This is a genomic window from Jannaschia seohaensis (genome assembly GCF_900116765.1).
In the GTDB taxonomy this organism is placed as follows: Bacteria; Pseudomonadota; Alphaproteobacteria; order Rhodobacterales; family Rhodobacteraceae; genus Jannaschia; species Jannaschia seohaensis.
This window is the reverse complement of the sequence record NZ_UETC01000002.1, coordinates 1-23542: the sequence shown is the minus strand read 5'-3', so window position 1 is coordinate 23542 and position 23542 is coordinate 1. Positions and strand designations below refer to the sequence as shown.

Annotated in this window: 24 protein-coding genes and 5 pseudogenes; 19 read left to right on the top strand and 10 right to left on the bottom strand. The window is 63.1% G+C overall.

The genetic code is table 11. From position 1 onward, the window contains the following. Nucleotides 1-37: 37 nt before the first annotated feature. From DTQ71_RS04805 to DTQ71_RS04775, 8 genes are all read left to right on the top strand, one after another. Entirely contained in the window at nt 38-493 is a 456-nt protein-coding gene (locus tag DTQ71_RS04805; protein ID WP_109563171.1) for a c-type cytochrome, read from the top strand. Then, nucleotides 493-843 carry a hypothetical protein gene (locus DTQ71_RS23095; protein WP_146204799.1) on the top strand — a complete coding sequence of 117 codons (351 nt, stop codon included), beginning with the start codon at nt 493-495 and terminating at the stop codon, nt 841-843. Before DTQ71_RS04805 ends, DTQ71_RS23095 begins: the two co-directional genes overlap by 1 nt. Before the next feature lie 41 nt (nt 844-884). After that, nucleotides 885-1484, top strand: coding sequence for a c-type cytochrome (locus DTQ71_RS04800; protein ID WP_245947237.1), 600 nt, complete (start codon nt 885-887; stop codon nt 1482-1484). Between the two features lie 2 nt (nt 1485-1486). Then, complete coding sequence (locus DTQ71_RS04795; protein WP_109563170.1) at nt 1487-2425, top strand: c-type cytochrome; 939 nt, start codon at nt 1487-1489, stop codon at nt 2423-2425. A 44-nt stretch (nt 2426-2469) separates the two neighbouring features. Further along, entirely contained in the window at nt 2470-3864 is a 1395-nt protein-coding gene (locus DTQ71_RS04790) for a multicopper oxidase family protein (protein WP_109563169.1), read from the top strand. Nucleotides 3865-3962: 98 nt separating this feature from the next. Beyond that, the gene (locus DTQ71_RS04785) at nt 3963-4352 is read left to right on the top strand and encodes a c-type cytochrome (protein ID WP_245947318.1); all 390 of its coding nucleotides are present in this window, start codon (nt 3963-3965) and stop codon (nt 4350-4352) included. Nucleotides 4353-4356: 4 nt separating this feature from the next. Beyond that, the gene (locus DTQ71_RS04780; protein ID WP_109563167.1) at nt 4357-5085 is read left to right on the top strand and encodes a DsbA family protein; all 729 of its coding nucleotides are present in this window, start codon (nt 4357-4359) and stop codon (nt 5083-5085) included. 37 nt (nt 5086-5122) lie between these two features. Continuing rightward, nucleotides 5123-5788 carry a L,D-transpeptidase gene (locus tag DTQ71_RS04775; RefSeq protein WP_109563166.1) on the top strand — a complete coding sequence of 222 codons (666 nt, stop codon included), beginning with the start codon at nt 5123-5125 and terminating at the stop codon, nt 5786-5788. Between the two features lie 63 nt (nt 5789-5851). On the opposite strand, the gene DTQ71_RS24030 is transcribed toward DTQ71_RS04775, so the two are convergent. After that, entirely contained in the window at nt 5852-6139 is a 288-nt protein-coding gene (locus DTQ71_RS24030) for a hypothetical protein (RefSeq protein WP_109563165.1), read from the bottom strand. Between the two features lie 126 nt (nt 6140-6265). Next, nucleotides 6266-6913, bottom strand: a complete 648-nt coding sequence (locus DTQ71_RS04765) for a hypothetical protein (protein WP_109563164.1) — start codon at nt 6911-6913, stop codon at nt 6266-6268. Between the two features lie 320 nt (nt 6914-7233). Here DTQ71_RS04765 and DTQ71_RS04760 point away from each other — a divergent pair, with 320 nt between their 5' ends. From DTQ71_RS04760 to DTQ71_RS04740, 5 genes and pseudogenes are all read left to right on the top strand, one after another. Next, nucleotides 7234-9762, top strand: a complete 2529-nt coding sequence (locus tag DTQ71_RS04760; protein WP_109563163.1) for a heavy metal translocating P-type ATPase — start codon at nt 7234-7236, stop codon at nt 9760-9762. Between the two features lie 64 nt (nt 9763-9826). Beyond that, nucleotides 9827-10105 carry a glutaredoxin family protein gene (locus tag DTQ71_RS04755; protein ID WP_109563162.1) on the top strand — a complete coding sequence of 93 codons (279 nt, stop codon included), beginning with the start codon at nt 9827-9829 and terminating at the stop codon, nt 10103-10105. After that, the gene (cueR, locus tag DTQ71_RS04750) at nt 10102-10566 is read left to right on the top strand and encodes a Cu(I)-responsive transcriptional regulator (protein WP_109563161.1); all 465 of its coding nucleotides are present in this window, start codon (nt 10102-10104) and stop codon (nt 10564-10566) included. The genes DTQ71_RS04755 and cueR overlap by 4 nt, the downstream gene beginning before the upstream one ends. Nucleotides 10567-10627: 61 nt before the next feature. Further along, the gene (locus DTQ71_RS04745) at nt 10628-11536 is read left to right on the top strand and encodes a cation diffusion facilitator family transporter (protein WP_109563160.1); all 909 of its coding nucleotides are present in this window, start codon (nt 10628-10630) and stop codon (nt 11534-11536) included. Nucleotides 11537-11728: 192 nt separating this feature from the next. Further along, nucleotides 11729-12758 (top strand): annotated as a pseudogene (locus tag DTQ71_RS04740) (IS110 family RNA-guided transposase). A gap of 570 nt (nt 12759-13328) precedes the next feature. On the opposite strand, the gene DTQ71_RS04735 reads toward DTQ71_RS04740, so the two are convergent. After that, nucleotides 13329-14132 (bottom strand): hypothetical protein, encoded by an 804-nt coding sequence (locus DTQ71_RS04735; RefSeq protein WP_146204798.1) that lies wholly within the window; start codon nt 14130-14132, stop codon nt 13329-13331. A 90-nt stretch (nt 14133-14222) separates the two neighbouring features. Here DTQ71_RS04735 and DTQ71_RS04730 point away from each other — a divergent pair. Continuing rightward, nucleotides 14223-14441, top strand: a pseudogene (locus DTQ71_RS04730) (protease HtpX); the annotation flags it as partial. Nucleotides 14442-14513: 72 nt separating this feature from the next. Here DTQ71_RS04730 and DTQ71_RS04725 read toward each other — a convergent pair. Then, nucleotides 14514-15050: an antibiotic biosynthesis monooxygenase family protein gene (locus DTQ71_RS04725; protein WP_109563158.1), complete on the bottom strand. Its 537-nt coding sequence runs from the start codon at nt 15048-15050 to the stop codon at nt 14514-14516. A gap of 31 nt (nt 15051-15081) precedes the next feature. Between DTQ71_RS04725 and DTQ71_RS04720 the strand changes: the two genes are divergently transcribed. Beyond that, nucleotides 15082-15807 carry a DUF2793 domain-containing protein gene (locus DTQ71_RS04720; RefSeq protein ID WP_245947236.1) on the top strand — a complete coding sequence of 242 codons (726 nt, stop codon included), beginning with the start codon at nt 15082-15084 and terminating at the stop codon, nt 15805-15807. Here the strand turns inward: DTQ71_RS04720 and DTQ71_RS04715 are convergent. After that, nucleotides 15778-16182, bottom strand: a pseudogene (locus tag DTQ71_RS04715) (IS21 family transposase); the annotation flags it as partial. The gene DTQ71_RS04720 and the pseudogene DTQ71_RS04715 overlap by 30 nt on opposite strands. A 100-nt stretch (nt 16183-16282) precedes the next feature. Between DTQ71_RS04715 and DTQ71_RS24025 the strand changes: the two are divergent. Next, on the top strand, nt 16283-16657 hold the full coding sequence (locus tag DTQ71_RS24025; protein ID WP_109563157.1) for an alpha/beta hydrolase: 375 nt from the start codon (nt 16283-16285) through the stop codon (nt 16655-16657). Nucleotides 16658-16669: 12 nt separating this feature from the next. On the opposite strand, the gene DTQ71_RS04705 is transcribed toward DTQ71_RS24025, so the two are convergent. The 4 genes from DTQ71_RS04705 to DTQ71_RS04690 all read right to left on the bottom strand — a co-directional run bounded on the left by DTQ71_RS04705 (nt 16670) and on the right by DTQ71_RS04690 (nt 21251). Then, entirely contained in the window at nt 16670-17167 is a 498-nt protein-coding gene (locus DTQ71_RS04705) for a hypothetical protein (protein ID WP_109563156.1), read from the bottom strand. A 73-nt stretch (nt 17168-17240) separates the two neighbouring features. Further along, nucleotides 17241-18530, bottom strand: a complete 1290-nt coding sequence (locus DTQ71_RS04700; protein WP_109563737.1) for a mechanosensitive ion channel family protein — start codon at nt 18528-18530, stop codon at nt 17241-17243. 53 nt (nt 18531-18583) lie between these two features. Then, on the bottom strand, nt 18584-19927 hold the full coding sequence (locus DTQ71_RS04695; RefSeq protein WP_109563155.1) for a serine hydrolase domain-containing protein: 1344 nt from the start codon (nt 19925-19927) through the stop codon (nt 18584-18586). Continuing rightward, nucleotides 19908-21251 (bottom strand): alginate export family protein, encoded by a 1344-nt coding sequence (locus tag DTQ71_RS04690; protein ID WP_109563154.1) that lies wholly within the window; start codon nt 21249-21251, stop codon nt 19908-19910. The genes DTQ71_RS04695 and DTQ71_RS04690 overlap by 20 nt, the downstream gene beginning before the upstream one ends. 283 nt (nt 21252-21534) lie before the next feature. Here DTQ71_RS04690 and DTQ71_RS04685 point away from each other — a divergent pair, with 283 nt between their 5' ends. After that, nucleotides 21535-22020, top strand: a complete 486-nt coding sequence (locus tag DTQ71_RS04685; RefSeq protein ID WP_170125295.1) for a helix-turn-helix domain-containing protein — start codon at nt 21535-21537, stop codon at nt 22018-22020. Nucleotides 22021-22294: 274 nt separating this feature from the next. On the opposite strand, the pseudogene DTQ71_RS04680 reads toward DTQ71_RS04685, so the two are convergent. After that, nucleotides 22295-22441 (bottom strand): annotated as a pseudogene (locus DTQ71_RS04680) (IS110 family transposase); the annotation flags it as partial. Nucleotides 22442-22742: 301 nt separating this feature from the next. On the opposite strand from DTQ71_RS04680, the gene DTQ71_RS04675 reads away from it, so the two are divergent. Together DTQ71_RS04675 and DTQ71_RS24020 are read left to right on the top strand one after the other, a co-directional pair. Further along, nucleotides 22743-23171: an FKBP-type peptidyl-prolyl cis-trans isomerase gene (locus DTQ71_RS04675; RefSeq protein WP_109563151.1), complete on the top strand. Its 429-nt coding sequence runs from the start codon at nt 22743-22745 to the stop codon at nt 23169-23171. A gap of 175 nt (nt 23172-23346) precedes the next feature. Continuing rightward, nucleotides 23347-23445: pseudogene (locus DTQ71_RS24020) on the top strand (IS6 family transposase); the annotation flags it as partial. Nucleotides 23446-23542: the final 97 nt, after the last annotated feature.

Genomic DNA, 23542 nt, shown 5'->3' with positions numbered 1-23542 from the left:
GCGTTACACCGAGCACACGACAAGATGTGAGAGTGGAATGAATTCAAAGGCTGTCACGGTCGCGATCGCATTCATCGCGGTCATCGTAGGAGCTGGCTGGTGGCTGTTCGCGCCGGGCGGCAACGACCAGAGTCCAGCGGCCGCCTCGGACGCAGTGGCGGTCGCACAAGGCTCACCCATGGTCGAGGTGCAGGTGCCGGACACACTCTCGGGACAGGCGCAGATCGGGCGACGCGGGTTCGAGGGTCTGTGCGTCCAGTGTCATGGCGAGAACGCGTCCGGACGCCAGGGGATCGGGCCGCCGCTCGTGCACCGCATCTATGAACCTAGCCACCACGCAGATGCCGCGTTTCTTCTGGCCGCCCAGAACGGCGTGAGGGCGCATCACTGGAACTTCGGGAACATGCCGCCGGTCGAAGGCGTTACGCGCGCTGATGTCATGGCCATCACGGCGTATGTCCGTGAACTGCAGCGTGCAAACGGAATCAATTGATGCGAACCGGGCATCGCACCTTTGCCAAAGCTGCGCTCGTCATCTGCATCATGCTGTCGATGGCCCTCTCGTCTTTGCCCGATACCGCTGAGGCTATGGGCGGAGTGTCCAAGCAAGTACACTTGCACGACCATGCGGACGCTCATCCGGCCTATGCCGAGGATGAAAATGCAGCGGTGGACCGGCACTGTCATCCGGGGCTCGATTGCCAGACCGTATCCGTGTTTCTGAATGATCCCTGGCTCGAAATCCAACTTGCGGAATTCGACCATCGCTTTGCTTTGACTAGAAGCGATGGCCAAAGCGTGACGATACCTTTTGATCTACCGCCTCCCCGAAATGGGTCGTGAGCTCTTCAAGAATTTCGACCCCCAAGACGAGGAGAAACCCCATGAAAATCAGACTGACGAGCATTGCTCTTGCCAGTGTCATCGCCGGTGCGGCGGCGCTGGCGCACACGGGCGCCACCGGCGTTGTCCTGGAGCGCATGGAAGGCATGAAGGCTATGGGCGATGCGGTGCAGGCCGTCGCCCCCATGATGCGCGGCGAACGCGAATACGATGCAGACGCCTTGAGGCGTGCGGCGGAAACCATCGAGGCGCATTCCGGCAGCGCAATGACGGACCTGTTCCCCGAAGGCAGCAACGGCGATCCCTCCGAGGCCCGCGATCTGATCTGGGAGGAGTGGGACAGGTTCGCCGCCCTCGCTGAGCAGATGCAGGTGGCCGCACGCGGTCTCGCCATGGCCGCAGACAACGGCCTCGCTCATGAGCAAGGTGGGATGTCTACCGGCACCATGATGGGCGGCGGCAGCATGATGGGTGGAAACGGCAGCGCCATGATGGGCAGTGGCAGCGGCATGATGGGCGGCGGCATGATGAGTGGCATGACGGCCGCTGATATCGGCGCCATGCCCGCCGATGCGGCCTTCGCGATGGCGAGCCAGGTCTGTTCGGCCTGCCACACCCGGTTTCGCGCCGAGGACGAGTGACGATGCGACCGGTCCTGAAATTCGGCACAGCGACCGCGGTGCTTGGTGTGGCCTCCGTCGCTGCGCTGGCCGCATGGCCGGTTGGGGTGGAGCCGGAACCGATCGAGCTGGTCGGAGATGTCGAGCGTGGGGCCTATCTGGCCCGCGCAAGCGGCTGTATTGCCTGTCACACCAACTTCGAGGACGGAGGCGCGCCGCTTGCCGGCGGCGCGCCTCTTCCCACCGACTTCGGCACGTTCTATCCGCCGAACATCACCACTGACCCCGACTTTGGCATCGGAGCGTGGACTGTCGAGGACTTCGCCCGCGCGGTGCGGCAAGGCATCGGGCCGGATGGCGCGCCCTACTATCCGACATTCACCTATCCGTTTTACGCCGACTTTTCCGACCAGGACATTGCCGACCTGTGGGCCGCATTCCAGACGGTTCCTCCGGTGGCCGAAAATGCGCCCTCGCATGACGTGGTGTTCCCTTTCGATCAGCGCTGGGGTCTGAAGCTCTGGCGGGCGACCTATCTCGATGATCCGGCGACGGAGCCGGTCGATGGGCAGAGTGAGATGTGGAACCGCGGGCGGGAACTGGTTCGGGGCGCGACACATTGCGGTGCCTGCCATACGGAGCGGAACCTTGCGGGTGCGCGCGTGGTCGACGCCGCGTTCGCCGGCAACGATGCGCTTCCCGGCGGCAACGATGCTCCGTCGATCAGGCCCCCCGACCTGATTGCGGGCGGCTGGACCGTCTCCAACCTCGCCTACGCTCTCAGAACGGGCATCACGCCCTCCGGCGACGCTTTCGGAGGCTCGATGGGAGAGGTCGTCATGTACGGGACGAGCTTTCTGACACCCGCGGACCTCGAGGCAATGGCGACATACCTGCTCGACAGCGATGTCGCAGGGATCGAGATGGCAGGTGTGCATGCGACGGAAGGCGAGGCCGACTGAGAAGGCGCGATCCGATCCTGGCGTGCGCCCCCGAGGAAGATGACATGATCTACTCAAGACGCGATATCCTGAAGATCGGGGCGGCCGCGGGGCTCGCCTCGACCGCACCGTCCAATCTGTTCGCGCAGAGCAACTCGGCCGTGCCGCTGACGACCCGCGAAGCCAGCCTGCAACTGGCGCCGCCGGACTATCCCCAGACCGCCATCTGGGGCTTTGACGGCTCCATGCCGGGACCGGTGATCCGGGTTCGGCAGGGCGGTCGCGTCACGCGCCGGCTGGTCAATGAACTGCCTCAGGCCACGTCGATCCACTGGCACGGCGTCCGGATCGACAACGCGATGGACGGTGTCGCGGGCCTGACGCAGGAGGCCGTCGCCCCCGGCGCGTCCTTCGACATCGATTTCGTCGCGCCCGATGCCGGCACCTACTGGTACCACGCCCACAACCGCTCCATGGAACAGGTCGCGCGTGGTCTCTACGGCGCTCTCGTGGTCGAAGAACCGGAGGGGCGCGACGTGGATCGCGACGAGGTCCTGATCCTCGATGACTGGCTCCTGAACCCTGACACTGCGCAGATCGATCCCGACTTCACCTCGCGCCACGATCGCAGCCACGCGGGCCGGGTCGGGAACTTCATCGCGACGAACGGGCAGTACGGGCACAGCCTTGATGTGCGCCGACATGAGCGGCTGCGGCTTCGCCTCGTGAACGCGGCAAATGCCCGGATCTTCGAACTGGCACTGGCCGGCCTCGAGGGCTGGGTGATGGCGCTCGACGGCATGCCGCTGGAAGCGCCGCAGCCCGTGTTCGAGACGGTTTTGCTCGGGCCGGGGCAGCGGGCCGACCTCCTTGTGGACGTCGTGGCGGAGCAAGGTGAGACGGTCTATCTGGTTCGTGTCGACAATGGCGAGGGGTTCGTTCAGTCGGCCTTCCCGGTGATCGGGGCATCGTCCGGCGCGCGCAGGGATGCTCCGCAGGCCTTGCCGCCAAACGCCAACATGGCTCTTCCGGATCTCTCACAAGCCCGGCGTGTGCGCCTTAACATGGGTGGAGGCGCGATGGGCCGCTTGCAGTCGGCCCAATTCAACGGAGAGCGGAGAACCTTTCGCCAACTGGTCGATGCCAACCAGTTCTGGGCCTTCAATGACGTCATCGGCATGACAGATGACCCACTGGCCAATCTAGCACGTGATGAGCCGGTCCGTCTTGAAATTGTCAATGACACCTCCTTCCCGCATGCCATGCACCTCCACGGTATGCACTTCCGCGAGATCGCGGCAGACGGCACCCTGGGACCGCTCCGGGATACCATTCTGACATTCGGGGGCGAGACGCGCGAGATCGCGTTCTCGGCGCACAACCCCGGCGACTGGCTGTTTCACTGCCACATGCTTTCCCATGCCGCCTCAGGGATGATGACTTGGGTCAGGGTGACTTGATGCGGAGGAGTGTGGTCGCGGTAGCTTCTGGCGCCATCGTCTCCGTTGCGCTGGTTGCTTTCTGGTGGACGGGCGGAGGCTCGGAGTCGAAAGCTGCAATGGTCATTCCAGAAGGTCTCGACCTGGCACAAGGTGAGGTGCTCTACGGCGAGTACTGCGCGTCCTGTCATGGCGTAAACCTGGAAGGGCAGCCTGACTGGCAAAGCCCGGGGTCTGACGGCCGGTTGCCGGCGCCCCCTCATGACGAGACCGGGCATACATGGCACCACCCCGACAGCGTCCTGTTTCAATACACGAAGCTTGGCGGCCGTGAGACGCTGGCCTTGCAGGGCATCGAGTTCGACAGTGGCATGCCCGGCTTCACCGGGCAGCTAAGCGATCAGGAAATCTGGACCATTCTCGCCTACATCCGATCGACTTGGCCGGAGCGCGCGCGTGCCGCGCAGGCCGCCCGTACAGAGGCGAGCCTCGCCAACGAAGGGAGTTGACCCAATGAAGAAATCCATTCTCTCCGCCACGGCATTGGCTGTTTTTCTGCCAATCGCCGCGATCGCGGACGACCTGTCGGAGGATAGGGTACGCGAGCTGGTCCTTGAGACCATACGCGAGAACCCGCAAATTGTGATGGAAGCCGTCGCCATCCTGCAACGTCAGGAGGCCGACGCACAGGCCCAGGCACAATCGCAGGTTCTGGAGGACGAGCGCGATCTTCTCGAGCGCGATCCGAACGCGCCCGTACTCGGAAATCCGGATGGCGACGTCACCATCGTCGAGTTCTTCGACTACAACTGCCCCTACTGCAGGCGCGTAAAACCAGAGATCGAGGCCTTGTTGGCCTCCGATCCAAACGTTCGACTTGTCTATCGTGAGTGGCCCATTTTGGGCGAGGGATCTGTTTTTGCCGCGCGGGCGGCACTCGCCGCACGCGAACAGGACCTTTACGAGGAATTCCACTGGGCTCTGATGGGGATGAACGGCCGGGCGGAAGAAGCAGCCGTCATGCGGGTGGCCGAAGAAGTCGGGCTCGATCTCGTGCAGCTCCGTCGGGACATGGCGGCGCCCGAGATCGAAGAGCATATCGCAACCTCCATGCGCCTTAGCCAGGCTCTGGGGTTCAACGGCACTCCGTCCTTCGTGATCGGCGAGGCGCTCGTTCCGGGTCTCGTCGAACAGGAGCAGTTGCAGGCCTTGGTCGCGCAGGTGCGTGATGGGTCCGAATGACCGCGCGCCTGCGATCGACTGACCGGAGTTACGCGCGATGCTGACCCGCCGCCATTTCATCGTTTCGACGGCCGCTTTGTTCTCGCCGCCCATCACCGGTCCGCTGGTTGCCAGCACCTGGCCGAGCGAGGCACAGAAAGCGGACTGGGATGCGCAGGTCACGCCTGCGAACTACGATCCGGCCACGTCGAACCCCTGGGGCCTTCATCCGCGCTTCCTGCCAACCCAGGTGATCGCAAACGATGGTTTGAGACCGGGCGACATCCATGTCGACGCGGTCGCGCGGTACCTTTACCACATCGAGGAAGGCGGAACGGCTATGCGCTTTGGCGTGGCCATCGCACGAGGCAGGCTGTACGAGCCGGGCACTTACACGATCCGGCGCAAAGTTCGGTGGCCGCACTGGACACCGACGCGCTCCATGATCGAGCGCGATCCGGACCTATACGCAGACGTGGAAGACGGAATGGAACCTGGGCCCGATAATCCGCTTGGGTCTCGGGCTTTGTATCTCTTCGTCGGTGATCGCGACACCTACCTGCGCATCCATGGCTCGCCGGAGCCGCGCTCCATCGGGGGCCGCGCGAGTTCAGGCTGCGTGCGGCTGGTCAATGCCCATATGATCTCGCTCTATCCAAAGGTCGATAACGGCGTGACGGCGTACCTGCATCCTCCCGAAGACTACGTCAGCGCACGGAGTTGAGCATCAAAGTCGAAGGCCCTTAACGGATTTGAACCCGCCGGGCCGTGCCAGCGCCAATGTGCATCAGCCGGAAACTGCCGGGCTGGATGCTGTGCAGATCGGGCGACCCTCCACCGTTCGAAGTGGCAGAAGGGTCGTTTCAACGGGCCCCGAGTGGAGATACCAGTAACATCCGTCCTCCGCGCGAAGGCGGGCCGTCGTGAGATCCTGGTAAGGCGCTGCGAGCTGGATGACGGCTTCGGGCACAGGCGCTGCGGCACGTTCAGTTTCGCGGCCTCCCTGATCGAAAGATGGCGAACATCCGCCAAGGACCAATACCAGACTTCCTTGCGCCAGATGTCTCGACTTCACGCGAACCGCCCTCTGCCAGTAGGTTTTTTGTTCCCTGAGTGAACAATCTGGCCACGGGTAGCAACGATGGTCATATGAATTTCGCGTTATGCGTGGCCCGATCCTCTACCAGGGTGCGTCGTTGCATCAGCTGGATGATTGGAGCGCTGACACAAGATAGCCGATGCCGGTCAAAAGCACGACGACTGCACCGAAGAGCACGAGCGACAAGAACACAGCGATTCCCCGAGAACGTCTATGCGCAAATGATCGGCCCTTCGCGAGCCAACCCTCGATCACGGAGACATAGAGGGGAATTGCGCTGACCAGCGTCGCGTAGAGATAGACCCCCGAGATATTCTCGAAGAAAGCCGAACGCGCGAGGGTTGGCGCCACAACGCGAACCGCCGTTGCGCGACTGCCTCCGAAAGACCCGAACCAGTCAGCGGAAAGCACGTAGATCAAGATGTGCAGTACAATGAAGGCAACGAGCCTTGCGGCTACGTCAAGGAACAGGACCAAGCCTGGTCGTCGCTCAAGGTCTCCGCGCGCGTTTGTCGAGGCGTAGAGGAAGAGGGTGAGATAATTCACAACGAAGACGACGGGTAGCCCGTTGGTGACAACCTGGCGCAGGAACCGCTCGAGCGCCTGTTCGTTCTCGAACAATGCGGTCGCGAAGCCTGGCGTCAGCGCGACGAAGATCGCAAGGAGCGGCAGCAGCCCTGCGAGGCTGACAAGCATGGTGTTCCATGCAAATCGCGAGAACGGCATTTCGAGTGAGAAGAAGCGTTGCATCCTTGCTTCTGTAGCCTACTACGGAAACGCTGATCAGGCCCATCGCCGCAGAATGTACTGTAACCTTGTCGGCCTGGCTCCAGGTTTGGGCCTCTTCAGCCTTGAATAGGGTGCTTTGCCCACGCCGAATACTCTTGGCTGGAAATAGGGACATCGCCGTTCGCAGCTGTCTGACGAGCTGGATGCTCCGACCTGGCCATTTCTGCGAGCTTGCCGATTGATCCCTCGACTTTCGCGTACTCGCACGGCGCTTGACCTTCCAATCGTTGGAGCCCTTATCTCGACATGTGAGCAATGATTCGAACACGAAAGGACAAGCCATGAAAGCTCACACGGATACGCCGCCGCAGACGGGCGGGACGGTGCGGATCCCGATAGAAGGCATGACCTGCGCCTCCTGTGTTGGCCGGGTCGAACGAGCGCTGTCGGCAGTGCCCGGCGTGCTGTCGGCCAACGTCAACCTTGCGACCGAGTCTGCCGAGGTGAGTATCGCCGAGCCGTCTGTTCGACCTGAACTGATCCGAGCGATCGAGGCGACAGGCTATGCTGTGCCTCGACAGACCATCGTGCTCGCCGTTGACGGCATGACCTGCGCGTCTTGCGTCGGCCGGGTCGAGCGGGCGCTTCAGGCCATCCCCGGCGTCACCGAAGCAACCGTGAATCTCGCGACCGAGCAGGCGACTGTCGAGGGCACAGCGGACGTATCGACGCTGATCGCCGCCGTCGCGGAAACCGGATACATAGCCCGGGAGGTCTCCCAACAGGCCGGTGAGGACGAAGGAAAAACAGCGCGCAAAGATGCCGAACAGGCGGCCCTGAGGCGTGACCTCGGCCTTGCCGCGGTGCTAACCTTGCCGGTCTTCTTGCTTGAGATGGGCAGCCACCTCATTCCCGGCATGCACGCACTGATCGGGTCCACAATCGGGCATCAGGCGAGCTGGCTCCTTCAATTTGCGCTCACGAGTTTCGTTCTCGCGGTGCCGGGACTGCGTTTCTACACCAAGGGCATCCCGGCGCTCCTCCGTGGCGCACCCGACATGAACAGCTTGGTCGCGGTCGGTACGCTTGCCGCCTATTTCTACTCGGTCGTGGCGACCTTTGCGTCGGGTGTCCTCCCGGCGGGCACGGTGAACGTCTACTACGAGGCCGCGGCGGTGATCGTCACGCTCATCCTGCTGGGTCGCTACCTGGAGGCGCGCGCCAAGGGTCGAACCTCCGAGGCGATCAAGCGGCTGGTCGGCCTCCAGGCCAAAACGGCCCGCGTGCGCCGCAAGGGCACGGTCATGGAGATTCCGGTGGCCGATGTCGCCCCGGGCGATATTGTCGAAGTCCGACCGGGCGACCGGCTGCCTGTCGACGGCGAGGTTGTCGAGGGTGAAAGCTACGTCGACGAGTCGATGATCACGGGAGAGCCGGTCCCCGTTGCCAAGAGCGCCGGCGCGCAGGTTGTCGGTGGCACGGTGAACCAGAACGGGGCCTTGGCCTTCCGCGCGACCGCGGTAGACGGGGACACGATGCTGTCGCAGATCATCCGGATGGTCGAGGCGGCACAAGGCTCGAAACTGCCGATCCAGGCGCTCGTCGACCGTGTGACCATGTGGTTCGTCCCGGCGGTGATGACGCTGGCCGCCCTGACCTTCGGTGTCTGGTTGATCTGGGGGCCCGATCCCGCGCTGACCTTCGGCCTCGTGAATGCTGTGGCCGTGCTGATCATCGCGTGCCCCTGCGCCATGGGGCTCGCAACGCCGACCTCGATCATGGTCGGGACGGGGCGCGGCGCCGAAATGGGCGTGCTCTTCCGCAAGGGGGAAGCCCTGCAGCTTCTAAAGGAAGCCCGTGTCGTCGCGCTCGACAAGACCGGCACGCTGACCGAGGGCAAGCCCGCGCTCACCGATCTCGAACTCGTAGATGGGTTCGACCGGGCGCAAGTCCTGTCGCTGGTCGCTGCGGTCGAGGAACGGTCCGAGCATCCCATCGCGCGGGCCATCGTCGAGGCGGCGCAAGCAGAAGGGGCAGGGTCGCTTCCTGTCGAGGGGTTCAACTCCGTGACTGGCTACGGCGTCGAGGCCACGGTTGCGGGCACGCGCGTTCAGATTGGTGCCGACCGCTACATGCGCAAGCTCGGCCTCGTTATCGACGTGTTCGACCAGACGGCCGAGCGCCTTGGCGACGAAGGCAAGACGCCGCTCTATACTGCCATCGACGGTAAGCTTGCCGCGATCATCGCCGTGGCCGATCCGATCAAGGAGACAACCCCCGAGGCAATCTCGGCGCTCCACGCTCTGGGCCTCAAGGTCGCGATGATCACCGGCGACAACGCGCGCACGGCCGATGCCATCGCCCGTCGGCTCGGGATCGACGAGGTCGTGTCCGAGGTGCTGCCCGACGGCAAGGTCGAAGCCGTGAAGCGACTGAAGGCCCTGGGCCGGCTGGCCTATGTCGGGGACGGCATCAACGACGCCCCGGCGCTGGCCGAAGCGGACGTGGGCCTCGCCATAGGAACCGGCACGGATGTGGCCATCGAGGCGGCCGATGTGGTCTTGATGTCGGGCAGCCTGAGAGGCATCCCCAATGCCATCGCACTCAGCCAGGCTACGATCGGCAACATCCGGCAAAACCTGTTCTGGGCCTTCGCCTACAACACGGCGCTGATCCCGGTCGCTGCCGGCGTTCTCTATCCGGCCTTCGGTATCTTGCTGTCACCCGTCTTCGCGGCGGGCGCCATGGCATTGTCCAGCGTGTTCGTCCTCGGCAACGCACTGCGGCTCAAGCGGTTTGCTGTTCCGTCGCCAGCCGATGCGCCTGCCCGCAGATGGGCCGCTGCGCCCACGGTCGTTCCGGCGGAATGACCACGATCGCTCCGGGCAGTCCATGCCCGGGGCATTCACCGAAGCAGATTGAAGGAGCGGACCAGTGCAAAAGCGAACGAAGAACACGGCCCATGTCGTCCTCTACACCACGCCCACCTGTCCCGATTGTCGCCAGATCAAGGCATGGATGGAGCGGACCGGCATCGTCTACGAGGAGCGCGATCTGGCCGACCCGGAGGTAATGCAGGAAGCCAAGGCGCGTTACGGGGTGCGCGTCGCGCCGATTACGGTGATGGGGGAATGGTTTACCTACGGAACCTACTCCGAACAGAGACCCAAGATCGAAGCAGCGCTGAACCTGTTCGAGGAGGAACGCACATGAACATCGGAGAAGCTGCCAAGAAATCCGGCATTTCGGCAAAAATGATCCGCTACTATGAGCAGACCGGCCTGATCCCGCCCGCACAGCGTACGGACTCCGGCTACCGGGATTACAGCGACCGAGACGTCCACATGCTCAGCTTCGTGCGCCGCGCCCGGGACCTCGGGTTTTCGGTTGAGGTGATCGGTGAACTGCTGGGGCTCTGGACGGATCAATCGCGCAGGAGCGCGGATGTCCGGCAGCTGGCAGAGGGCCATCTGAGCAATCTTCGCCGGAAGATCGACGAACTCGAGGCCATGTCGGAGACGCTGGAGACGCTGATCGAGTCCTGCCACGGCGATCATCGCCCGGACTGCCCAATCATCGCCGATCTCGCGAAGTCCGACCCAGGAAGCGGCCGAGGCAAGCCCAAGCCCCGGGCCGGTGCGGTCGGGGCGGCAGTTCATGCCGTAAAGCTCTGATTACATTTCCGTGTGGTCGGCCACGCGTGCGTCGCCGCTGGCGGCTTTAGGAGGGGAAGGCATGGATCATGGACACTCAGGGCATCTGCCCAGCGGAGGTCGGGCTTTGACGATCTCGGCCTGGTTGACTGGCCTTTACTTCGTCGTCGAACTCGGGATCGGCATATGGACGGGTTCGATCGCCGTGATTTCCGATGCGTTCCATACCTTTTCGGCCGTTGGTGGTGTTCTTGTCGCCATCGTCGCAGCGCGGATCGCTCGACGTCCCGCCGACAGCGACCGGAGCTTTGGCTGGCACAGGGCCGAAATCGTCGGGGCGGCGATCAACGGGGCCTTTCTTCTGGCCATGGCGCTGATTGTCATCGGAATGGCGGCTATGCGGCTTTCTTCGCCGATCGATCTGCCGACCGGCCCGATGCTATGGGCTGCCGCCGGAGGCCTGGTGACCGAGGTGATATCGCTCGGACTGCTTTGGAAAGAAGGTCGCAGAGATCTGAACACGCGTGGGGCCGTCTGGCACATCGTGCAGACATTCGTTGGCAGTCTGCTCATCATCGTCACCGCACTCGTGATCCAGTTCACCGGCTTCCTGCTGATCGACCCGCTCCTCGGCATGGCCTTCGGCTTTGTCCTTGTTTGGGCGAGCTGGGGTATCCTGAAGGAGTCGATCCACATGTTGATGGAGGGAACGCCGGAAGACGTGGACTTGAATGATGTCATCGCGGCAATTGGCGGTCTGGAGGGCGTCGCCGACGTACATCATGTCCACGCATGGACGTTGACAAGTGGCAAGGACGTCTTTTCCGGGCACGTGCTGATGTCATCCGGTGCCGATGCCGCCGCGGTCTTGCCAGCCGCGCATGCATTGCTGAAGGAAAAATTCGGCTTCTTCCTGGTCACGCTTCAGGTTGAAGACAGATGCCTCGACGAAGCAGGAGCCGAGGACATCGATATTACGCGGACGCATTAAAGCGAGCATGGAGCGTCAGGAAGGCTGGTAGCACCTGACCATTGTTTCTCGTTTCTGTGCTCCCGGAGATCAGAAACATATTAATATCAATGATCTAGGCGTCGGAGATGGGGTGGATGCCGCTCTCCCCTGACGGCATCGCGATGTGCCAAGCTTGCGGTGTCAACGCACAAGCTGAAGGAGAGGGCATCCATGGGAGAGGTTACCATCATCGGCGTCGATCTCGCAAAGAACGCGTTCCTGGTGCACGGTGCGGCGGCGGACGGATCGGTGCTGTTCCGGAAAAAGGCTGTCACGGCCGCAGTTCATCCGTTTCATGGCGGAACAGCCGCCGAGCTGCGTGGCGATGGAAGCCTGCGCCAGCGCGCATCACTGGGCGCGACAGATGATGCGGCAGGGTCATGAGGCCCGGCTGATCGCACCGCACTACGTCAAGCCGTTCATCAAGCGGCAGAAGAACGACGCGGCCGACGCGGAGGCCATCGTCGAGGCGGCATTGCGACCGACCATGCGGTTCGTGGAGCCGAAGACCGTCGACCAGCAGGCACGCGCAATCGCGTTCCGCGCGCGCGAGCAACTCGTGAAGCAGCGCACCGAGACGATCAACGCGCTTCGCTCGCATCTCTACGAGTTCGGCCATGTCGCGCCCACGGGCATCGGGTTCGTGCCGCGCCTGGCCAGGATCGTCGAAGATCCCGACACGGACATGCCCGAGCTGGCCCGCGACACCTGCCGGATGCTCCTCGAGCAGATCGCGCACCTCACGGAAAGGCTCAAGGACCTGAAGGCCAGGATCGAGGCCATGTCAGAAGAGGCCGAAATGCCCCGGCGGCTGCGAACGATGCCCGGCGTCGGCCCGATCACCGCGCTCGCCGTCGAGACCTTCGCGCCGCCGATGGACCAGTTCCGCCGCGGGCGCGACTTTGCCGCCTGGCTTGGTCTCGTGCCGCGTCAGCATTCAACCGGCGAAAAGCAACGGCTTGGGAAGACCTCGAAGATGGGCCAGCGCGACATCCGACGATTGCTGATCACCGGCGCCATGGCCGTGATCCGATGGGCCACCCGGCGAGGCTCGCCGAAGGGCTCCTGGCTGGCTCGGATGCTGGAGCGCAAGCCTCTGTCGGTGGTCGCAGTGGCGCTGGCGAACAAGATGGCGCGCGGCATCTGGGCGATGCTGAAGCGGGGCGAGGATTATCGTGGCCCGGTGCTGATCGGCGCCTGATCGGGCGACAGGCGGACAACGCAACCACCGAGTTGTGAGGAAGGCATGATCCGAATGGGCACATGATCCACATGATCCGGGTCGGGCAAACCAGAGACGTTCTCCGAGCCTCGAGCTCGCTGTTGGAGATTTGGCCCCGGTCCGCGCATCACCATCCCGGCCAGCGGCGCCGTGTCAGCCGCAAAGAACAGGCCTGACAAAAGAACGCACTCGATCACATGTCCCGACGATCAGAAATTCCTTGCAAACCGAGCGGCATCCACAAAAGAGCGTTCGATATGTGTCTCGTCCGCTCCGCCACTTGCCCCCGCGAAAGCGTTCTCCCGATCCGCCTGCTGCCGGATTTTTCCGTTGTTTTCGAGGATTATGCGGGTGGGGCTGAGCACTGGCCATGGTGCAAGGAGGCCCGGAGGCGGTCTCCCACGGCCGATATCCTCCGGACCTCATGACTGCGCCGATTTGGTGAAGAACTTGCAAACATATGAAATTGCTTTTCTTTTTCAAGATCGCCGCTGAACACTTCGACGTCGGTGGCATTCGTGAGATGGAACATAAATCGAACTCTCGCTATCAGAACAGTTCAGTTCTGCCATCGTCACCGATACGGACAGCCGATCCGATTCGGGAATAAGTCCTTGATCCAAAGGCAAATATGCTCCGAGTCCCTTGAGCGTGCTCGAAGTTGAGCAACGTAAAAGCAGCAGACTCCCCGGGGCCGTCCGCAGACAGGCCCGCCCCGATCATGGCCCCGCCAAGGTCGGTCAGAACGTAACGGTCGTGAAAGTCTTCCCCGCCTTGTTTCTCCGACCACGCGTACAGTTCTATGTGATATCCGGGCGGCAGCAGGCCTCTCACCTGGGCGCATCCGTCTCGAGCGAGAACCTCGGCCGATGGGCGTGTATCGTGATCACGGAAGTGAATTCTGATGGCTTTTTGCTGCCCCGGATCCTGAGCGAGCAGCGCGACTAGCGTGGGAAGATAATTGCCCTTCGTCGGTCGGAGATCGAAATACGGATCGACGATGTCGACCTCTTTGGAAACCGCAGTAATAGTGTGCAAAGCATCCGCAATTTGGTCTGCGGTCCTGGTCATGTTACAACTGGTGGCTGCTCCCAAAAGCGCGTGAGCGTCAGAGCAAGCGTCCAGCTCCATCCCTTCAGTGCAAGCAGCCTTTCCGGCGTCACATATGATCGCTTTGAAGGGGCGGGTACCGTGTTCGAGCAGGGCGTTGTTGATCCAGTTGGCCTCGTGGTCATAGGCGCGGCTGAAATCGACGACCTTGTGCTTGGAGTTGCGCAGACGTTCAACGATATCAGTCATTCGAATATCTGACAGGCCCGCTTCTTTCGCGGCTTGGATGACCTTCTTTTCCACTTGGTCGGGAATCGTGAAAACAGCCGCCCCTTGTCGGCACCGAAGCGGTCGATCAGGTCCTTGAAGGTTCGCCAGTCCGCCCCGATGGCTGCCTCCGCCTTGGAGCGCATCGGAGGGCTCGCCGCGCGGATCGACAACCATGCCGCCGAGCGCAACCCCGGCACGGCGCACATGTTCATCATCAACCCGCTGCACGCCCACGGCTACGACAACCTCTTCGCCACCCACCCGTCCGAGCAAAACCGCGTTGCCGCCCTGCGCCAGATGGCCGGAACGGGCGCCGCGCCCCGGCGCGGCCCCTGGAGCTGACGCCCGAGCGGCTGTCTGGACATCGCCATTGGGCCTGTGAGGACAGCCGCCGGGGAAGGAACCGGCTGAAGGTTAGGTGGGCGCTTGCGCCCGGTCGGTCAACGTGTAGTCACGCGAGACCGAGAACAGCCGTGCCTCGGCCGTGCCCTCCGACGCGTGGAGGTCCACGAGGCGCAGAGCCTCCGCATGGTTGGCCGCGTCGGCGAGTGTCAGGAAGCGGCCCGGCACGGTTACACTTTCGTGCAGCCGACCGACTCCGGGCAGTTTCGGACCATAGATCGCGACAACAAGGCGGCTCGTCTCGGCATCGGGAGCCGCATCGCGCCCAACCTCGGGGCCGACGCGTATGCGGTAGCTCTCGAAATGCACATGTCGGCCGGCGGTCTGGCTCTTGCGATGGGCTGGCTCGCGCCGCCAGCCCGCGATCGCCGCCTCGTCCCGCCAGAGTTGGTGGGACAACAGCGCTTCGGGGTCATCGCAGGGCACGAACCGCTCCAGGTAGATGAGCCCGGTGTGCCCCGCGAGCACAGGCTTCAGCTGGGCCACATGGTCGAAATAATGCTTCATTTGCCCGGTCTTCGGCCGCACCTCAAAGAACAATCCATGCATTTTCCTGCGAGTTCCCCCAGCGCTTGAGATCGTGTTCTGCCACGCCTTCAGTTCCGCTGGCAAACGCCAGGCAACGAGCCTGATCCTATGTCGGTCTTCAACCGGAACCTTACGACGCGCCCCGCCGCCTCGCCAACGTCGACTGCTTCATCGTCGCGTCGGCGCCACCGGAAACTGGGCCGGCTGGGACCTGAACGTCGCGCTCTGGACAGATGGCGCCTGGCTACGTCTGCCGCCGCAGACCGGTTGGCGGGCATGGCTCGAGGACGAGGGGCTGCTGCTTGTCTACGAGGGCGCGGGCTGGATCGGGACCACACCCGCGGCGCTGCAAAACCTGGCGCTCCTCGCGGTCGGGACCACGGCCGATGCGTCGAACCCGTTCTCGGCCAAGCTGAACGCAGCGCTCTGGACTGCGAAGACCGTGGCCGAGGGCGGCACCGGCGATCTGTTCTACACCATGAACAAGGGGGCCGCGGGCGACGATCTCGGCCTCACGCTGCAGACCGGCTTCGTGACCAAGGCGCTGGTGGGGCTCTTCGGCTCCGACCGCTTCCGCCTCGCGGTCTCGGCCGACGGCAGCACCTTCTTCGACGGGCTGAGCGTCGACAACGCCACTGGCATCGTGGACCAGCCCCGGCTGCCGCGGTTCAAGGCGTACACCAGCTACGAGATGGGCAACCTTGACCGTCCCTGTTACGCCGTCGAAGATCACGATCTCATGGCTCTAGTCGAACTTGTATGCCTCGCCCGAATCTAAAACGAGCGGAACATATGCGCTAGCCGACGCGTCCTGCGTTGCCTTAGACCAGTTAGACGCATAGCGCCGCACGGCATCGACCCCCCCGCCACAGCCACGATTGCGAAGTCCCTCGTAGATCCGGATGGGTCTCAGGCGATCTCGCTTCGGCCGTCGGGCATTCCAGGCCAATATCTCGTACAGTTCCGACCGCCAAGGGCAGATCTTGGGCAGAGGTTGCGTCGTCCGATCATAGCTAAACTAGGTCGCGCCCGAGCGGATGATCTTGCGCACCGTGTTCCGTGACACCCGCAGTTCGCGGCAGGTCTGCTTGATCGACTTGCCTTCTACGAAATGTGCACGCCTGATCTTCGCTATCGTCTCCACGACCAACATCCCCCGACTGCTCCCTCATCCCTTTGAGGAAGCGTCTGACTGCAACTGTCAGGGGGGCACTTCTGGATGCCGATCACCCCGCTACCAGGGGCAAAATTGCATGCCGATCCACACCCCGGATATTGATCTTGGCATCTTCAAGCGCATTCTGCCGCGATTCCGCCCCGTCGCGCAAAACATCACGGTCGATGCCATGTCCGGCGACAGGCCGTTGGCGCTTTCGGCGCAGCTGCATGGCTACCCGCGTTTGGGCGAGGCCGGGAACGGTGTATCGGACCTCGAAGGCGTAGAGGTCATCGATCTCAGCGATCTGCCCAACGAGGGTCCGGCGGGGCACCTAAATCATGTCTACAACGAGGCCGTGGGCGACGATCTGCGCCGGCTGCTGCATTCCAGCGAACGCGCCGACGCGCGTTTGGGCCTCGTTGTACAGGGCGGAATTCTATGGAGCCTGCGGCCTGCGCCGCGCGACTAGCCGCGCCCCGGTTCAGTGGATCACATGTTTCACAATCGCCAGCAGCACGCCGATCCCGCCCGCGAACACGGCTCCAAGGATGGCCGGCATCACGCGGCTGTCCAGCACCCAGCCCGCTCTCGCACCAAGCCCCGCCAGCAGGATCACGCATAGGAGCTGGGACCACACCAACGCGATCTCGGCCCCGATCCATCCCTGCCATGCGGCCAGAAAAAGCGCGGTCGGCACATTGGCGACCGCTAGCGTCGACGTGCTGTGCTGCCAGGCGGCGCGCCAACTTCCCCGCGTCATGCGCACCCTTTTGTCTAGGGCCTGAGACAGAAACTCGGCGAAGGCCTTGGCCAGCGTGATTGCCAGCACGGAGCCGAATAAGACAACGGCCGTCTCGAGTGGTGGCGCCGGGTGTCTGCCCTGCGCGAGCAGGATGCTCAGCACCATAATCGCGCCGTAGATGATGCCGAAGGCGGCCTTGTCGATGCGCTGCCAGCCGGATGCCGAGCCGCCGCTCATGGCGCGTTCCCGGTGCGACACGGATTGGCCCGTGCATAGTCGAGCTTCGCGGCACGTCCGCGCGTGAAAACACTCATGTGCCCCCGGTCCTGATGTGCACGTCCTGCTGAGGGTAGGGAATTGAAAGGCCGGCCTCTGTCAGCGCCTCTTTCATGTGATGCGTCAGATCCCAGTAGACGGTCCAGTAATCCGAGGTTTTCGTCCACGGACGGCAGATAAAGTTGACCGAACTCGCCGCCAGCTCGTGAACACGAATGGTCGGTTCGGGATCGCGCAGGACGAGCGGATGCGCCTTCACGCTCTCTTCGATCACGCGCAGCGCATCGGGGATCGAGTCTTCGTAGGAAATGCCGAACACTAGGTCCACGCGGCGCGTCTCGCTAGCGGTGACGTTCGTGATGACGTTTCCCCAGACGTTCTTGTTCGGGATCACGATCAGCTGGTTGTCGGGCGTCGTGATCGTTGTCGCGACGATGTTGACCGATTTCACGGTGCCGCCGACACCGCCGACCAGAACATAGTCTCCTTCGTCGAACGGGCGGTTGATCATAATCATCAGCCCGCTGGCGAGATTGCCCAATGTGTCCTGCAGCGCGAAAGCCAGGATGAAAGACGCGCCGCCAATCATGGCAAAGAGCGGCGTGACGTTGACGCCCAGTGCGGCCAGAACGAAGAGAAGCCCCAACGCGATGACAAGCCAGAATACCGTCGCGACCAAAAACGCCTCCAGCAACTTGGAGATCTTGGGCACGCGTCCGATCCAGCGTCTGGCTGCGCCGCGCGCGAGGCTGGACACGAAGAGCAGCGCGAGAAAGGCCAGAATGACGATGCCGATATCCAAGGCGACCGCCAGGCCGCCATCCGGTCTCGTCAGCCACGAGATGAAGGCGATCGCGATGGCCTTGGGGCTGGCGAGGATCGTTTCACTGAACAGGACGGAGTCCCGATAGGCGCGCAGCTCCGCAACGTGCTCTGGATCGCCGCCCTTGCTTTCGAGCGCTTCCACGACCATGGAGAAACGCTCGAACAGCGCGGCACGCGCCTCGACCGTCCGAGCGAGGGCTCGGTAGGCCTCGTCCGTGGCGGTTGAGGGGTCGTTGAGCAGTCTGACCTGCTGCTCTGCGATGTCCCGCGTCGCGGACCGGACGATCTCCAGCCATGCATCCGCGAGAGGGTCGAGCTCGTCCTTCGTGAGCGGGATCAGCCTGTAGGCCAATTCGTCGGTAGAGATGGCCGGGTCGACCGGTGCGTCCGCCTCGATGGCGCCGGCCCGTTCCGACCCGGCCTCTTGCGCAGAGGCCGAGCCGGCTAGGCCCAGAACGGCGATCACCAGAAGCCACAGGCTCGCGACAAATCCCGCCATGCGCCGTGCCGACGGACGCCGACGCGCGCGGCGTTGGATCGTCCCGGTGGCCATCAGTCTCGCGACATCAGGAACTCTGCAACGGCCTGATAGGCCGGCAACGACGTCGGATCGATGAAGCCGTTCTGGGCACGGGGGTAGGACGCAACGCGCACGAGTACCATCTCGGCGGTCGGGTCGACATAGATTGTCTGGCCATGCACGCCGCGCGCGGCGAAGGCGCCGTGATCGTTGTGGAACACCCACCACTGACTGGTATAGCTGCCCTCGGGGATCGTCGAGAACCCTGCGAATTTGGACTGGTCGCCGCCCGCGGCAATGGTCTCGACCACCTCGGCCGGAAACAGCCGCGCGCCGTCCGCGGCCACGCCGCCGTCCAGCATCAACTGACCGAGGCGTCCGAGATCCCGAAGCCCCGCCGTCACGCCGCCGCCCGCGAAGGGCACGCCCTTGCCGTCCACGGTCTGATAGGCGTCCTGCTCGGCGCCCATCGGCCGCCAGAGCCTCTCGGATGCAAGCGTCGTGACCGCCTTGCCGGTCACACGGCTGATGATCCAGCCCAGCATGTCCGAATTGATCGTCTTGTAGTGGAAGGCCTCGCCGTGCTCGCCCTCGGGCGGCACCTGCTGGAGGTATTCCCAGTACCCGTTCGGGCCGTCGTAATCCGCCGGCTTGGGTAGCGGGCTCGCAGCGCGGGAATAAAGCCAGATGTCGGCGTTCGGATCGGAGTAGTCTTCGGAATACTGGACGCCCGTAGTCATATCCATGACCTCACGCACCGTCGCCGTGGCAAAGGCACTGTCGCCTATTTCGGGGATGACGTCGCGGACGAGCAGCGTGTCGTCCAGCACGCCCTCGGCCACGAGGATCTCGCCCAGAAGGCCGGTGATCGATTTGGTCATCGACATGATGGCGTGCTTGCCGTCTTCCTCGAGACAGCCGAAGTAGCGTTCATAGACGACCTGCCCGCGGTGCATGATCAGCATGCCGTCGGTGTAGTTGGCGAAGAGCGACTCCTCCCATGTCATCGGTGTATCGGCGTTCATTGGCATGAAGGTCAGCGCGTCGATCCCGCGGGCCATCTCGGCGAATTCCGACGGCGAAGGATAGGCCAGGGGCATCGGCGCACCCAGCCCGCGGCTGATCTCCTCGGTCGGCAGGAATTCCCGCAGATGGCAAACCGACCAGCGCAGCTTGGGAAAGCTGAAATAGTTCGAATCCGGTTGGGAAATCAGCTTGTCTTCGGGCGGCGGAAAGCCCTGCATCCAGCCCATGACACGGGGATCGGAATCCTGTGCCGACAGCGGCGCGGATTGCGCCTCCGCGCCGGACGAGAACGCCAGCGTCATGGCGACCCCAGCGGCCAAGGTGATCAGTTTAGAAATTGACGACGACATTGACGAAGCCTCCGGTCCACGGCTCTGCACTTGTCCCGACGACATTGTCGATCGCGGCTCCGGGGAAGGAGACCGAGACGCCTGCAGTCAGGAAGGTATTGCGGTTGATGATGCGGCTGTATTCGAGGAACAGGTCGTCGGCCAAATGCGCATCGTCGACACCGGACACGACGTTGCCGTTCACGTCGACGCGGGTCGCCTGGCCGAACTGCACGGGGCTGTTCAACTCGTTCGCGCGGATATGCGCGTAACGCAACGTCCAGGTGTCCTTTTGCGTGGGCTTGACCCGCACCGCCAGCGACAGCGCGTTCACGTTCGAATTGATGAAAGTCGAGGCCGATTTCGACCCGGTGGCCCAGGCGCTCGGGCTGCCCTGGTAGTAGAGCGGGTCGAAGCGCTCCAGCGTCGCCGTGTCCGGGTCGTCGCCAGAAAAGGTCTGGTAGCCCAACGTCACGTTCGGCGACCACGGCAAATCTGCAAAGGTGTAGCCGGCGGTGACCCGCCCGCCCCAAGCCTCCAGGTCGATCCGGTCGTTCCGCTGGAGCGCGACCTCACCCGTGAAGGACCAATTCGCCAGCGCACCCTCGAAGGGATTGGTCTTGCCATAGAGGCCGAGGGTTCGCGTCCCCTCCCGCGCGCCGGGCGTCACCGTCGGGGCTCCCAGGCCGCCCGGCGCCGCCTGCGGGTAGGACGACTCCGAATTGAGCACATCCACGTAAGTTGCACCCAGATACCCGCCCCGCGGGTCATCGTAGCGCAGATCGACCCCTGCCAGTTCGTTGTCGCCGTTGGTGGACGGCAGCTCGTTCGGGTCCAGGTAGAACGCGGTCCCTGTTACACTGCCGAAGGAAAGCCGCCCGATCGCGGCCATCTCCCACGCCTTGCGGGGCCCGAATTTCAGCGCGCCGCGCTCGAACCCGCTTGTCGCGCCGTTGGCGATCAGCATGCCGGTGCCCAGCGTCAACTCTCGCGCTCCCAACGAAAGGTCATACGAGAGACCGGAAGGAAGATCCCCGCGGAGGGCCAGGTAGGCTTCCTCAAGCGTGGTCGCACCGGTGTCGCCGGTATCGAAAGCGTCCGTCCCCCACGTGTAGGACGAAACCGCCGAGAGTTTGCCATATACTATGGCGCCTGTGTCGAGTTGATACTCGAAGCTGACGCCGGGTTTGACGTAACCCTCCAGCCAGTTCGTATCGGGATCGAAGCCGCTGCCCGGCGCAGTGGTCCCGGCAAGATCCCAGAACAGATTGCGCTCGGCCACGGCGTTCAGCCCGAACTGCAGGTGTCCGCGTATGGTCAGACCGCTTTGGTCGTAGAACAACATCGGGTCTCGATCCTGCGCTATCGCGGGCAGCGTCGACAGGCCCCCAACGAGAGCGATCCCAATGATCGGTCTTGAGAGAGGCATCACGAGACGGGCCGGGACGGAACGTCGCCTCCCGTCCGGCGCACTCCGTCTAACCAGAGGTGCCAGAAATGAAAAAAGGAACGCCACGGATCCTTCCAAAAGATTCTTTCAACAATAATGTCATCTGCAGTGTTAGCGGCTTTCGCTTGCAGGGAAAGCCATTTCTAACCCAAAATGGGCGGCCACCAGAGGAAGAGCCATGCCAACGCGAGACAACATGCAGGCAGCTTTTGTCAGGCAGAACTTCCAGACTGTCTGGCCCGTTCACCTGGATGGCTTCACCCGCCTGCTCGTACAACTCCGAACCCGGTTCGACGGCGACCTCGACCTCGTCCTGGTCCTCGCCATTATCGGCAGCAGAACGCCGCCCGAGCGATGGACATCTGCGCTCACCGAGCTTGGAAGGTTGACCGACGCGGACCGCAGGAACGGCAATCAGGTTCCGATCAATCTACAGTCGGTGGCTGACTTTTCGGGTATTCCGAGAGAGACCGTTCGGAGAAAGGTGAATCTTCTGCAAGACAGAGGGTGGGTTACCAAGGAAGTCGACGGTCGCCTTGCCGTGACGCGCCGCGCAGCCGAAGACCTTCAAGGCGCGACCCGCGATACCCTCGCCTATCTTTCATCTTTGCTCATCGCATTCGAAGCAGCGCGAGCGAAGGAAGGAGATCACGAGGAGCAATGACATTTCAAGGAAGCTCGTCCCTGCGCGCGTTCGCACGCCCATGTCTTTTTCCACCAGAGCTTCGGCGCACCGCCTCGGTGCGCACGAAGGAATGCCAAGTGCACAGCGCCACCGCCGATGGGGTCGCTGAGTTCCGCGGAGATCCGAAGGGATCGCTTCGACCGTTTCATTGCCAGTCGCCGCAGAGCCGTCTTACCATCTGGAACACTATCGATAAAAAAAATCATATGCTTAGGTGCGAGAGCACGTTCGGTGCTGGCCTTCCCCGCTCCGTTCCGTCGCAGGCCTCCATCGCCACCGTGCGGCGCGGAAGCCCCGCCAGCACCTCAAGCACCCGCCCACGCCGCACCGCCCGCCCGGACGCCTCCGCCCCATGCCGCTGGAACACATTCTTCGCCAGATCGAGCCCGACCGTGGTCATTCCGACCTGACCGTCCTCCCCTTGGATCGCAGCTGACCCACCTTGGCACATCAGATGCCGTCGGCGGCCGGGTCACACCATCAAATTCCATGCGAATATGTGATGCAGGTCGTGATCCCAGTCGTTTTCCTTGTCTTAAGCCAAGCTGTCAGCCGGCCCCTGGATCCTTGCGCGACGTACAGTCCGCGACCATTCGCGCTGGAGAGGTTTCATTTTCGGGCCGGTTGGGCTAGATAGCGGCAGAGCCGCGGCGAACACAGCTTTGCCGCAGAACCCACCTTCCCGACATCAGGTATATCCCATGACCCAGGCAACAGCCGGATCCACCGTATCATTGCATTACACAGGCACCCTGGCCGATGGCACCACATTCGACTCCTCCAAGGGGCGTGATCCTCTGACGTTCAAGATGGGCGCGGGTCAGATCATTCCCGGCCTCGAGGCAGCCGTTGACGGCATGGCCGAGGGCGACAGCAAGACCGTGACGATCCCCGCCGCCGATGCCTACGGCGCGCGCCGCGATGACGCGACGCAACAGGTTCCGCGCGAGGCGGTTCCAGATCACATCCCGCTCGATCTGGGCACGCAGCTGCAGGTGCAGACCCAAGATGGCCAGACCATGCCAGTGACAGTGGCCGAGGTAACCGAGGACCATGTCGTTCTCGATGCCAACCACCCGCTGGCGGGCCATGACCTGACCTTCGACGTGGAGTTGGTGAAGGTCGCCTGAGACGTCTCGAAAAGAAGTCTCCGGCCGCTCCAGGTGGTTGGAGGCAAGGGCTGCGACTGCGCCTTGGCGATGATCCGTGGCGCGGGCGTGGCTCTTATTCCTTGTGCTGGAAGCCGCTGGACGGTCGTGTCCGAGGAAGTCGGCTTGAAGCGGGGCCGCGCTCTTCCCATGCCCAATGACCAAGCGTTCAATGTTCCGTTACTTCAAGACGTTCCCTGAGATTGTGCGTCTGTCGGTGATGCTGCACATCCGATTTCCACTGTCGTTGAGGAACGGCTGGAGTGCCCCCACTGAAGTGGTCCACCAACTGGGGTAGATTTGCCCTGTGTATTGGAGGACCAGGAGATGGCTGGGAAGCGGGAGAAGCCCGA

Bases quoted from the DNA above. Each gene is read 5' to 3' on its own strand.
- DTQ71_RS04745 (WP_109563160.1), top strand. From the start codon at position 10,628: ATGGATCATGGACACTCAGGGCATCTGCCCAGCGGAGGTCGGGCTTTG.
- DTQ71_RS04795 (WP_109563170.1), top strand. From the start codon at position 1,487: ATGCGACCGGTCCTGAAATTCGGCACAGCGACCGCGGTGCTTGGTGTG.
- DTQ71_RS04775 (WP_109563166.1), top strand. From the start codon at position 5,123: ATGCTGACCCGCCGCCATTTCATCGTTTCGACGGCCGCTTTGTTCTCG.
- DTQ71_RS04700 (WP_109563737.1), bottom strand. From the start codon at position 18,530: ATGGCGGGATTTGTCGCGAGCCTGTGGCTTCTGGTGATCGCCGTTCTG.
- DTQ71_RS04675 (WP_109563151.1), top strand. From the start codon at position 22,743: ATGACCCAGGCAACAGCCGGATCCACCGTATCATTGCATTACACAGGC.
- DTQ71_RS04780 (WP_109563167.1), top strand. From the start codon at position 4,357: ATGAAGAAATCCATTCTCTCCGCCACGGCATTGGCTGTTTTTCTGCCA.
- DTQ71_RS04785 (WP_245947318.1), top strand. From the start codon at position 3,963: ATGGTCATTCCAGAAGGTCTCGACCTGGCACAAGGTGAGGTGCTCTAC.
- DTQ71_RS04725 (WP_109563158.1), bottom strand. From the start codon at position 15,050: ATGCATGGATTGTTCTTTGAGGTGCGGCCGAAGACCGGGCAAATGAAG.
- DTQ71_RS04695 (WP_109563155.1), bottom strand. From the start codon at position 19,927: ATGTCGTCGTCAATTTCTAAACTGATCACCTTGGCCGCTGGGGTCGCC.
- DTQ71_RS04705 (WP_109563156.1), bottom strand. From the start codon at position 17,167: ATGAGCGGCGGCTCGGCATCCGGCTGGCAGCGCATCGACAAGGCCGCC.
- DTQ71_RS04765 (WP_109563164.1), bottom strand. From the start codon at position 6,913: ATGCAACGCTTCTTCTCACTCGAAATGCCGTTCTCGCGATTTGCATGG.
- DTQ71_RS24025 (WP_109563157.1), top strand. From the start codon at position 16,283: ATGCCGATCCACACCCCGGATATTGATCTTGGCATCTTCAAGCGCATT.
- DTQ71_RS04800 (WP_245947237.1), top strand. From the start codon at position 885: ATGAAAATCAGACTGACGAGCATTGCTCTTGCCAGTGTCATCGCCGGT.
- cueR (WP_109563161.1), top strand. From the start codon at position 10,102: ATGAACATCGGAGAAGCTGCCAAGAAATCCGGCATTTCGGCAAAAATG.
- DTQ71_RS04760 (WP_109563163.1), top strand. From the start codon at position 7,234: ATGAAAGCTCACACGGATACGCCGCCGCAGACGGGCGGGACGGTGCGG.
- DTQ71_RS04805 (WP_109563171.1), top strand. From the start codon at position 38: ATGAATTCAAAGGCTGTCACGGTCGCGATCGCATTCATCGCGGTCATC.
- DTQ71_RS04790 (WP_109563169.1), top strand. From the start codon at position 2,470: ATGATCTACTCAAGACGCGATATCCTGAAGATCGGGGCGGCCGCGGGG.
- DTQ71_RS04685 (WP_170125295.1), top strand. From the start codon at position 21,535: ATGCCAACGCGAGACAACATGCAGGCAGCTTTTGTCAGGCAGAACTTC.
- DTQ71_RS04690 (WP_109563154.1), bottom strand. From the start codon at position 21,251: ATGTTGTTCTACGACCAAAGCGGTCTGACCATACGCGGACACCTGCAG.
- DTQ71_RS23095 (WP_146204799.1), top strand. From the start codon at position 493: ATGCGAACCGGGCATCGCACCTTTGCCAAAGCTGCGCTCGTCATCTGC.